This window comes from Megasphaera sp. DJF_B143, assembly GCF_900320625.1.
Lineage (GTDB): Bacteria > Bacillota > Negativicutes > Veillonellales > Megasphaeraceae > Megasphaera > Megasphaera hexanoica.
On the sequence record NZ_ONTA01000103.1, the window covers coordinates 1 to 9973 of the forward strand.

At 50.6% G+C, this 9973-nt stretch carries 8 protein-coding genes; all 8 read right to left on the reverse strand.

Going from position 1 to position 9973, the window contains the following annotated elements; translation table 11 throughout:
- Nucleotides 1-878, reverse strand: an 878-nt coding sequence (locus DBO31_RS02965; RefSeq protein WP_150824406.1) for an amidohydrolase family protein, incomplete at its 3' end; no start/stop codon positions are given.
- Between the two features lie 261 nt (nucleotides 879-1139).
- A complete protein-coding gene (locus tag DBO31_RS02970) occupies nucleotides 1140-1910 on the reverse strand; it encodes a formate/nitrite transporter family protein (protein WP_113856462.1) in 771 nt (256 codons plus the stop codon).
- 114 nt (nucleotides 1911-2024) lie between these two features.
- Nucleotides 2025-3356, reverse strand: coding sequence for a uracil-xanthine permease family protein (locus DBO31_RS02975; protein ID WP_059076422.1), 1332 nt, complete (start codon nucleotides 3354-3356; stop codon nucleotides 2025-2027).
- A 15-nt stretch (nucleotides 3357-3371) separates the two neighbouring features.
- Nucleotides 3372-4322, reverse strand: a complete 951-nt coding sequence (gene arcC / locus DBO31_RS02980) for a carbamate kinase (RefSeq protein ID WP_150824407.1) — start codon at nucleotides 4320-4322, stop codon at nucleotides 3372-3374.
- 192 nt (nucleotides 4323-4514) lie between these two features.
- Entirely contained in the window at nucleotides 4515-5711 is a 1197-nt protein-coding gene (ygeW, locus tag DBO31_RS02985) for a knotted carbamoyltransferase YgeW (RefSeq protein ID WP_059076420.1), read from the reverse strand.
- A 58-nt stretch (nucleotides 5712-5769) separates the two neighbouring features.
- On the reverse strand, nucleotides 5770-7083 hold the full coding sequence (locus DBO31_RS02990; RefSeq protein WP_200817445.1) for a YgeY family selenium metabolism-linked hydrolase: 1314 nt from the start codon (nucleotides 7081-7083) through the stop codon (nucleotides 5770-5772).
- A 65-nt stretch (nucleotides 7084-7148) separates the two neighbouring features.
- Nucleotides 7149-8357, reverse strand: coding sequence for a diaminopropionate ammonia-lyase (gene dpaL / locus DBO31_RS02995; protein WP_059076418.1), 1209 nt, complete (start codon nucleotides 8355-8357; stop codon nucleotides 7149-7151).
- A gap of 170 nt (nucleotides 8358-8527) precedes the next feature.
- On the reverse strand, nucleotides 8528-9973 hold a 1446-nt coding region (locus tag DBO31_RS03000; RefSeq protein ID WP_150824409.1), incomplete at its 5' end, for an amidohydrolase family protein.

Consider the following 9973-nt stretch of genomic DNA (forward strand, 5'->3'; position numbering starts at 1 on the left):
CATCCGCAGGCATTTCCCATGTTAGATTCGGGATTGTGCACCACCATCGTATCCGTATATTTCAGAAGGTCCATTTCATGAGGATTGATATAAATGCAATGCCCCAGCAGGCTGTGCGGTCCCAGGACATCCCAGTCATAGAGCCGGTCCACAATGCGTTTGCCATATTTTTTCAGGCAGTCCTGCAAATCTTCAATACCTTCTGCCACGTGGATATGGTATCCTGCCCCGGATGGTTTATGATTTGCTGCCAGTTCCATCGTCTCGTCACTGATGGTGAACTGGGCATGCATTCCCATCATGCCGGCGAGCATGTCTGTCGTATCTTTCTGGGCATACCGGATCCAGGCTTCATTTTCCAGCACCGCTTCTTTTGCCTTGTCCCTGCCGTCCCGGTCGGAAATTTCATAGCACAGGCAGGAGCGGACGCCCATCTTCCGTGCTGCATCGCCAATCGTAAACAGACTGTCCTTGATTTCACCATAACTGGCGTGGTGGTCAAAAATCGTCGTCACGCCGTTTTTGATACATTCCATATACGTTTCTACGGCACTCAGCCAGGTCAGGTCATTGGTCAGATGCCGGTCGATATTCCACCAGAGACCATCGAGAATGTCGAGGAATCCCCTGGGCGCATATCCATTGATAGCCAGGCCGCGGGCCATGGCACTGTAAATGTGCTCATGGGCATTGATAAAAGCCGGCATGATCAGTCCGCCATGGGCATCTATATAGTCAGCCTGTTCATACTTCTGCCGCATCGCCGGCAGCGGTCCGATATCACAGATGATACCGCCGTCCATAACTACGGCTCCATCATGAATCAGTCCACGTTCTTTCGTACGCGTCACAACCGTACCATTTCCAAGAAGTAACATATCGTATCCTCCATTCCGGCTGCCCGGCATCCCTTTATCCGGACAGCTCTTGTATTCTATATGCATTTTTATAATAGTACATTTGCCGTTCCCGTATCTAAAAACATATTAGCATTTTATTTGTATGTGTGTCAAATATTTTTTAGATTATCTAACATTTATTTAGCAATCTGTATAATTCACACGAAATCATGCATTTAGGGCATAAAAAAGCACGGCCTGGACGGAGCGATAGTCCGGCGCCAGTGCCGTGCAATGATATTATTGATATTTTCTGCCATAGGCGGCCCATCCGTAGGGAATAGACAAAAAGAAAACCGCCCCGGCTATATTTCCCAGTGTCACCCAGAACAGATTATACCCGTATCCGGCCAGGGTAATATCCGGCGCAGCCGGCAGCAGCATCGCCAGCGTCATGACAGTCATGTTGGCAATACAGTGTTCAAACCCCAGTGTATAAAATACGTACAGGCACCAAAACGTCATAATCAATTTACCTGCATCGGAATGACAGCGGAAACTGCTCCAGATGGCCAGGCAGACGAGGATATTGCAGAGGATGCCCCGGAAAAAAAGCTCCAGCGGCGGCAGGCTCATTTTCATGACTGCTGCTTCGGTAATCGCCTCCGCCGTCGTGCCCGTATCATAACCGGCACCATAAAACAGCAGGGATAATATAACCGCTCCCAGCCAGTTTCCGCCGTAACAGACCGCCCAGAGGCAAAGGACATCTTTAATAGAAATCAATTTACGCCTCAGGCCATTGTACAGGACAAAGGCATTTCCCGTAAACATTTCTGCTCCGCAAATGATGACCAGGCTCAGGGCAACGCCAAAAGATGCTCCCATAATGATATGCCGTGCCGGACAGTCTCCCAAAAAACCGCTGATCGTATAGGTCAGCAATATACCAAATCCCAAATAGGCTCCGCCCAGAAGGGAAGCCATCACGTATCCTATAGGATTGTCTTTTAAAAACCGTACCTTGGCTGCCGCACTTTTTGCTGAGGCATCATACGTTTCCTGAAACACCGTATCACCTTCACACCATCAAGATAGTTTTATTATACCACAACCGCATCAGTTTACACGGTCAAAAAGTGCCCCTTTGCGGCCGGAACCATAACGGGACACCTTTGTCTTTTCTTATTTGATTTCTTTAGGTATGAGGAGATTGAGCGTAATAGCTATAAGGGATGCCGCTACGACAGGAGCCTTGCCAAAAATCGTCGTCACCCAGGCCGGGAACAGCGCTAATGTGGCCGGCGCTGCCGAAAGGCCCATTCCCATAGCCACGGCTAGTCCGATAATAGCCGTATTGCGCGGACTGGTCCCTTCTGAAAGGGCCAGTTTGATACCGGTCATGGCAATAGAGGCAAATACAGATACGGTCGCCCCGCCGAGGACTGCATAGGGAATCGTCGTCAGGAGCGCAGAAAATTTCGGGAAAAGGCCGGCAATGAGAATAATGAAGGCTGCCATGCCCAGGACGTGACGATTGATGACCCGCGTCGTCGTAACGATGCCGACATTCTGTCCATAGGTAGACGTAGGCAGGAACCCAAAGAAGGCCCCCAGGATGTTCGTCGCGCCCAGCCCCAGCAATGCGCCGTGCAGTTCCTGCGTTTCTGGCAGGCGGTTCATGGCCCCCGATGTAGTTGCCGAAAAGTCACCGATAGCCTGGATAGAATTGATGACGAACAGTATGGCGATAGCGACGATGGCTGACACATCAAATTCTATGCCGAAGTGCATGATCCGCGGCACCTCAAAATAACCGGCGTTGGCTACGTTGGTAAAATCTACCATGCCCAGTACGAGAGAAAGGATGTACCCGGATCCCATACCGACGAGAATGGATGCCAGCTTCAGGCTTCCTTTGCCGAAATGGGTGAAAAAGGTGACGACGCCCAGCGTAAACAAGGCCACGACCCAGTTCTGCCATTGGCCATAGGTCGGTTGTCCGATTCCGCCGGCCATATAATTAATAGCGATAGGATATAATGAGAGTCCGACTGTAAAAACGACCGTTCCGGCTACGAGAGGAGGAAAGAAATGGCGGATCCGGCGGATGCAAAGCCCCACCAGAATTGCGACCAAGCCACCGACGACCTGTGCGCCGAAGATAGCAGCAATACCAAATTCTTCTGTAATAGCCTGCATACTCGGTACGTAGGCGAAACTGACGCCAAAGATGACAGGCAGTCCCGCTCCCAGATGAATCCCGCTGCGCGGTCCGATGGGAAATAACTGCAATGCTGTGCCAATAGCTGCCGCAATAAGGGACGCCTGAATCAGAATGACACTGTCTGCCGGCGACAAATGAGCGACACCGGCAATGATAATGGCCGGCGTGACACAACCGACAATCATGGCAATGACATGCTGCAGGGCAATAGGCAGAGCAACGCGGAAAGGCGGCCTGCCGTTGAGTTCGAATAAGGAGAGTGCACGCTTTTTAGAGTCCGGTTCTGGCATGATAGTCCGCCCTCCTTATCCCATATGGATATGCGTACCCGTTTTTCCAAGGATGCCGTCTTTTGCCTTTTCCAAAAGAGTGATAAGGGCCGTACGACCTGGTTTGGATTCGGCAAAACGGACAGCCGCTTGTACTTTGGGCAGCATGGAACCAGGAGCAAACTGGCCTTCCTGTATATAGCGGCGCGCATCGGTTGTCGTCAGATCGTCCAGCCATTGTTCGTCCGGTTTTCCAAATTGGATTGCCACTTTTTCAACGGCTGTGAGGATAATCAGATAATCGGCATCAAGATTTTCTGCCATAAGTTCACTGGCAAAATCTTTATCGATGACGGCGCTGGCACCTTTCAGGTGATTTCCCCGGCACATGACAGGAATCCCGCCACCACCACAGGCAATGACGACCTGCCCCGATTCGACGAGAGTCCGGATTGCCCCAATTTCAATGATTTCCTGTGGCTGGTGAGATGCAACGACGCGGCGGTAGCCGCGGCCGGCGTCTTCTTTCATTATATAACCGTAATGTTGTTCTGCGAAATCAGCCTGTTCTTTTGTCATAAAATGACCAATCGGTTTGGATGGATGCTCAAAGGCCGGATCCTTTTCGTCAACCCGTACCTGAGTCACCATAGTAGCAACCGGAATATCTTTGATTCCCCGGTTATGTAATTCTTCCCGTAAGGCATTCTGCAGGTCATAGCCAATATAAGCCTGGCTCATGGCGACACAGACTGACAGCGGCGTATTGGGCTGGGCCGGGTTTTCACGACTGAGTGCTGCCATGGCATTATTGATCATCCCGACCTGCGGGCCATTGCCATGAGATACAATGACTTCACAGTTTTCTTCAATAAGATCGACGATTGCCTTGGCTGTAATCTTGACAGCCTTCATCTGTTCGGGGAGCGTATTTCCCAGGGCATTGCCGCCCAGGGCGATGACGATCCGTTTCTTTTTCTGTTCCATATCGTTCCTTCCTTTATATATAAAAGTATCACACCGGTATATTCTTCACTTCCTATGGGGCCTCAGGCCTGAAGCGGAATTTGTACACTTCGCTTTACGCCTGATGCCCAATAGGACAGCCTGAAAAGACAGATGAGGTGCCGGTCCCGGATGGATCGGCACCTCATCAGGCTCACAAAGCAACAAACAGGCTTATTTCATTTTTCTCGGCGTATTGCGTTTTGCCAGTGCTTCCAACGTTTCTACAGGATTCTGGAATTTGGCAAGCATAATCATAGCGGCAATGATGTACGGTTTGTAACTGGCTTCTTTGTAAAGAGGATCGCGATAACGGTCGAATACGGACGCTTCGACTTCCCCATCTTTGCAGCTGACGCCGTTGATATCGGCAGGCAGGCAGTGCAGATAGAGGGCCTTGCCGTCTTTGGTCGTCTTCATGAGGTCTTCCGTGCAGCACCAATCTTTATGCTGTGCATTCTGGGCCAGCAGTTCTTTTTCCAGGGCATCGATACCGGCCTGATCTCCATCGGCATAGAGTTTCGTCCGTTTTTCCATGGCTTTGAAAGGAGCCCAGCTCTTGGGATATACGACATCGGCATCTTTGAATGCGTCGGCCATGTCATTGGTTACACGGAACGAACCGCCAGAAGCCTGGGCATTTTTCTTAGCCACTTCTTCTACTTCCGGCATGACTTCATAACCTTCCGGATGAGCCAGCACGACGTCCATGCCGAGACGGGTCATGAGGCCGATGACACCCTGCGGTACCGAAAGAGGTTTGCCATAGGACGGAGAGTAGGCCCAGGTCATGGCAATTTTCTTGCCTTTCAGATTCTGGATACCGCCAAAGGTATTGATGATGTGGGCAGCATCTGCCATGCACTGCGTCGGATGATCGATATCACACTGGAGGTTGACCAGCGTCGGTTTCTGTTCGAGGATGCCGTCTTTATACCCCTGGGTAACGGATTTGACAACTTCTTCCTGATATGCATGGCCTTTGCCGATATACATATCATCACGGATGCCGATGACATCGGCCATGAAGGAAATCATATTAGCCGTTTCGCGGACGGTTTCGCCATGGGCAATCTGGCTCTTCTTTTCATCCAGATCCTGTACCTGCAGACCGAGGAAGTTGCAGGCCGAAGCAAAGGAGAAGCGGGTACGGGTCGAGTTATCGCGGAAAATAGAGATACCCAGGCCACTTTCAAACACGCGGGTCGAAATATTGTGCTGACGCATATAGCGAAGTGCATCGGCAAGGACCCAGACGGCTTTCAGTTCATCATCGGTTTTGTCCCAGGTGAGGAAAAAGTCGTTTTCATACATATCCTTGAAATTGAGGGCTTTAAGCTGGTCTAAATAATACTGCAAGTTCTTTTCCATAGTGATACTCTCCTTTTGGCAAATACTATAATAATAGACACTGTATAGTATACATCAATTAGTCTTTGGTGTAGACACTGGGAAGGGCTGCATAAAGAGCGGCGCAAGTGACGAGATCCTGTTTCCATGTCTTTTCATTAGGCGCATGAGCCTGTGCTTCTGCGCCAGGGCCGAAGCCGATGACGGGGATGCCGTTGCGGCCCATAATGGTGACACCGTTCGTCGAGAAGGTCCATTTATCGGTCAGTGGGCGTGCTTTCCGTTCTGCTTCCGTTTCAGCCGAGCCGATACGCGTCGTGCCGAAGAGGTTCGTATAGGCTTCTTCCATGGCTTTGGTCACCTTGTGGTCTTTAGGGATGACCCAGGTCGGGAAATAGCATTCAATAGGATAAGTCAGGCCCGTATAGCTCGGACGGGAGTATTCATACATGCTGACTTTGACATCATCACCGTATTTTTTGACGCTGGGCAGTGCCCGGATTTCATCGAGGCAGCTCTGCCATGTTTCACCAGCGGTCATACGGCGGTCCAGCGATACGGCGCAGGAGTCAGCAACAGCACAGCGGCTTGGCGATGTGTAGAAAATCTGGGAGCACGTAACAGTGCCACGGCCGAGGAAATTAGCTTCTTCGTATTCAGGATTGTACTTTTTGTCGAGCATTTTGACCAGGCCTTTGATTTCTGTACTGTCAGCAGCGTCGTTTTCGTTGAGAGCCCGTACGTCCTGAAGGATATCGGCCATCTTATAGATAGCATTATCACCTCGTTCAGGAGCGCTGCCGTGGCAGGATACGCCCTGGACATCGATGCGGATTTCCATACGGCCCCGCTGGCCACGATAAATGCCGCCATCTGTCGGTTCAGTCGATACGACAAATTCCGGGCGGACGCCGTCTTCTTTGATAATATACTGCCAGCAGAGACCATCGCAGTCTTCTTCCTGTACAGTACCGGTAACGAGAACGGTGTATTTATCAGACAGGAGACCCAGGTCTTTCATGATACGGGCGCCATAGACAGCCGATACAATACCGCCGCACTGGTCAGATGTACCACGGCCACCGATTTCCGTTTCCGTTTCAAAACCCTTGTACGGATCAAATTCCCAGTTGTCCTTGTTGCCAATGCCTACCGTATCGATATGGGCATCAAATGCGATGAGTGTCTTGCCGCTGCCCATGTAACCGAGGACATTGCCCATGGGGTCGATTTCTACTTTATCGAAATCAAGAGCCCGCATTTCCTGTGCTATCCGGTCGATATGAGCTTTTTCATCGCAGCTTTCACCGGGATACTGTACGATCTCCCGTAAGAATTTTGTCATGTTTTTTTCGTAGCCCTTTGCGGCTTCTTTGATTTTGCTGTAATCCAGTGCCATGTTGTACTGCTCCTTTTCATGAAAATATAGGTACTATCCTGTATACTATGTTGCACTCGTTATTTATCGAGGCCTTTCCAGACAATGTTTTTATACCGCTGTGGATCCGTGTCACCTTCGGTGGAGAAGACCAGGACATTGGCTGTTTCATCCAGTCCCAGTTCTTTGCGGACATCGGCACAGTCATCGCTGGTCATGAGAACCGACAAAGCTCCAAAGGGAGCTGCGCCGGACTCACCGGATGTGATGGCCGGATCGCCTTTAATCGGGGCTCCCAGCATGCGCATCCCCTGGGCTGCCACCCAGTCAGGCGCTGCAACGAACATCTTGACGTGATTCTTGAGGATATCCCAGGAAATCGTATTGGGTTCCCCGCAGGCGAGGCCTGCCATAATGGTCTGCATGTCCCCATCGACGATGCGCGGTTTGCCATCACCGGCTGCGGCACCTTTGTAAAGGCAGGCCGCTGCTTCGGCTTCGACGACGACGAATACGGGCGGATTATCTTTATAGAGGTTGGAGAAGAATCCGACGACAGCACCGGCCAGCGAACCGACACCAGCCTGGACGAATACGTGGGTCGGCCGGTCTATTCCCTGTTCATTTAACTGCTGGGCTGCTTCCATGGCCATCGTGCCATAACCCTGCATGATCCACGAAGGGATTTCTTCATATCCGTCCCATGCCGTATCCTGTACGATGACGCCCCGCGGCGTTTCGGATGCTTCTTTTGCAGCCTGACGTACACAGTCGTCGTAATTGAGATCAAGGATATCGACTTTGGCACCGAGTTTCCTGATATTTTCCAACCGGGTCTGTGTCGTCCCCTTCGGCATATGTACGACAGCGTTCTGACGCAGTTTATTCGCTGCCCAGGCTACGCCCCGGCCGTGATTTCCGTCTGTTGCCGTAAAGAACGTGGCCGTGCCAAATTCATCGTGGAGCTTATCTGATGTCAGTACATCGTAGGGCAGTTCCGATACATCTTTTCCCGTTTCTTTGGCAATATATTTTGCCATGGAATAGGACCCGCCCAATACTTTGAATGCGTTGAGGCCGAAACGGTACGATTCATCTTTGACGAAAAGAGAACCGAGGCCGAAATATGCAGCCATCTTAGGAAGTTTCGTCAGCGGCGTTTCCTTATACTGGGGAAAGCTCTGATGAAAGGTCCGTGCTTTTTTGACTTCTTCAACGGACATAATGGGAAGATTTTTATCTTCCGTCTTGGGCATGTGGTTCATGACCCATTTCATGGTATCTGCCATGGTATTCATCCTCCTTGTCGTGCTATCTGTTCCTGAAAGCCCATTTCTTTTACTAAAAATATTTTTGCTCATCAAAAAGTTTTTGTATACTTAGAAGTATATCATGATTTTCCATTTTTGCAAGATGTTAGCTAAATTTTTTTTAGGTTAAATATATTTTTTTGTCGCATTTAGACAATGTATCCATGATTTTTTATCAAGACCCGGCCTGACCGGGCATCCGTATGAGTACCGTGGTCCACAGTCAATGCGCCATTTACATAGACCTGCTCTATGCCTTCCGGAAATTGGACAGGTTCAGTAAAGGTCGCCCTGTCCCGGATAGTGCCGTCCTTAAAAATTATCAGGTCTGCTGCCTTTCCGGCGGCCAGCACGCCCCGGTCACGCAGGCGGAATGCCGATGCCGCTTTTCCTGTCATCTTGTGTATTGCTTCTTCCAGTGAAAAGACCGGATTTTCCCTTACATATTTACGCAGCACATAGGGAAACGCACCATACAGGCGCGGATGAGGATGACTGCCATACAGCCCGTCTGTACTCAGATTCATTTCCGGCCGTTTCATGAACTGCAATACGTGATTTTCCTGACAATAAAAATCAATCATCCGTACATCATTTTTTTCTTCATACAGTAAATCAAAGACTGCGTTATACGGATCTTTTCCCCGTTTTTCTCCCAGTTCGATGAGATTAAGGCCGACGGCATCCTGATTTTTTTCGCTCCCGACGCTGGAAACATAAATCTGGTCGGGACCGGCAAAATCGATGAAGTCATCCCAGCCGGGAATACCCTTCTGGATGTCAGCAATCATTTTCTGCCGCAGCGTCCGATCAGAGAGGCGCCGGAGTACGCAATCGGTACCGCCTTCCATGACCCACGGCGGCAGAATGGCGCTCATCATCGTACTGCCTGCCGTATAAGGCGTCTGGTCAAAACTGATATTTATCCCCTCGGCTTCAGCTTCATCGAGAAGGCGGAGTACCTGGGGGATATACTGCCAGTTTTTCCGGCCACAGACTTTAAAATGGGAAATATGAAGATGGACGCCGGACTGACGGGCAATGTCGATGATTTCTTTCATAGAGGCGACAATCGTATCAGCCTCGCTCCGCTGATGGACGACAAAGCATCCCTGGTACTCTGCCACGACCCGGCACATGGCGATGAGTTCTTCTTTCCCGCCATAGACGCAGGGAAGGTAAATGAGACCAGAAGACAGACCTACAGCGCCGCCTTCCATTTCTCTCCGAGTGATATCGGCCATCTTCTGCAATTCTGCATCTGATGGCTGCCGGTTTTCAAGTCCCATCGCTTCCATCCGGATATTGCCGTGTGGTACGAGATAGCATTCGTTGATTCCCGGCCGCGCAGCCCGTACCCGGTTCAGATACCCGGCTGTCGTATGGTAGTGCCAGTCTATGCGCTCTGAATCCTCACCGATACCGGCCAGGTTATGACGCCACGTCGCAATGTAGGTTTCCGGCAGAGGGGCGACGGATATGCCATCCTGTCCCAGAATTTCTGTCGTTACCCCCTGCATGACCTTCGGCAGGACGCGGCTGTCCTGCAGTACTTCGATATCACTATGACTGTGAGTATCAATGAATCCTGGCGC

Coding starts and splice junctions, on each gene's coding strand:
- dpaL (WP_059076418.1), bottom strand. CDS start 8,357: ATGGCAGATACCATGAAATGGGTCATGAACCACATGCCCAAGACGGAA.
- DBO31_RS02975 (WP_059076422.1), bottom strand. CDS start 3,356: ATGCCAGAACCGGACTCTAAAAAGCGTGCACTCTCCTTATTCGAACTC.
- arcC (WP_150824407.1), bottom strand. CDS start 4,322: ATGGAACAGAAAAAGAAACGGATCGTCATCGCCCTGGGCGGCAATGCC.
- ygeW (WP_059076420.1), bottom strand. CDS start 5,711: ATGGAAAAGAACTTGCAGTATTATTTAGACCAGCTTAAAGCCCTCAAT.